Here is a 1,191-nt window from a genome sequence, read left to right on the forward strand (position 1 = left end):
CGTAGTACGTTTAGCGTCTTTAGCAAGTCAACTATTTCATACGCTGCAACAGCTAGCGCTAAGTATACTGTCCAATTCCATCCAGAACCTTCCACACTGCCGATGGCGAAGGTAACGGCTAGGAAAATAAATACTAGTTTGAATAGTAACAAAAATATTACTGGTCCTTTTAACATAAAAAAACTGACATTCCTCTCTTATATAACATATAGAACATATATAACATATTTTAACTTTTATCAAAATTTAACACATTCTTCAACTACTAAAAATAACTTAAATTCCGCATAAAATCAAGGTTTTCGACTTATAAGGAAAAATAGGTCAAAAAAAGTCAATCTTTCTCTTGCAATTCATATTTGATTGTTTTAAGATAAGAAATGTAGAGGTTAGCAGTCAAACGTAGAGAGTGCTAATCTCTAAAATAACCAAGTAATTTAGCTTGGGTTTGACAGATATTTTATATAAATGGAGGGACATGTAAATGATTAAACCATTAAACGGACGCGCAGTTGTGAGAGTTGAAGAGGCTAAAGAGCAAACAGTTTCAGGTATCGTATTACCGTCAGCTGCTAAAGAGAAACAACAAGTAGGTGTTGTTGAAGCAGTTGCTGAGAATACGGAAGATTTCACATCACAATTGAAAGAAGGCGACCGCGTTCTATTTGAAAAATATGCAGGTTCAACATTTGAATATGATGGTCAAGAATTATTAATTATTAAAGAAAGCGATATTATCGCAATTGTAGATTAGTCAATTTGTCAATATTTACAGATTAATAACAATATGAAATTTTATGAGGTGAATGAATAAATGGCAAAAGATATTAAATTTTCAGAAGATGCACGTCAATCAATGGTTCGTGGGATTGATATATTAGCTGATACGGTGAAAGTAACTTTAGGACCAAAAGGTCGTAATGTTGTTTTAGACCAAAGTTATGGTTCACCGCTAATCACTAACGATGGTGTAACTATCGCTAAAGAAATTGAATTAGAAGATAAATTTGAAGATATGGGTGCAAAACTAGTTGCTGAAGTAGCTTCAAAAACAAATGATATTGCCGGTGACGGTACAACAACTGCCACTGTTCTAACTCAAGCAATTGTAACTGAAGGTATGAAAAACGTTACTGCTGGTGCTAACCCAGTAGGTGTTCGTCGCGGGATTGACAAAGCAATTCGCGTAGC

At 34.3% G+C, this 1,191-nt stretch carries 2 protein-coding genes; both read left to right on the forward strand.

The window, feature by feature from the left end; translation table 11 throughout:
* Nucleotides 1-484: 484 nt before the first annotated feature.
* Nucleotides 485-754, forward strand: coding sequence for a co-chaperone GroES (locus ACRCJ0_RS14645; RefSeq protein ID WP_003143273.1), 270 nt, complete (start codon nt 485-487; stop codon nt 752-754).
* Between the two features lie 60 nt (nt 755-814).
* On the forward strand, nt 815-1,191 hold a 377-nt coding region (locus tag ACRCJ0_RS14650; RefSeq protein ID WP_431390941.1), incomplete at its 3' end, for a TCP-1/cpn60 chaperonin family protein.

The organism is Aerococcus sp. L_32 (assembly GCF_050689315.1).

Bases quoted from the DNA above. Each gene is read 5' to 3' on its own strand.
- ACRCJ0_RS14645 (WP_003143273.1), top strand. From the start codon at position 485: ATGATTAAACCATTAAACGGACGCGCAGTTGTGAGAGTTGAAGAGGCT.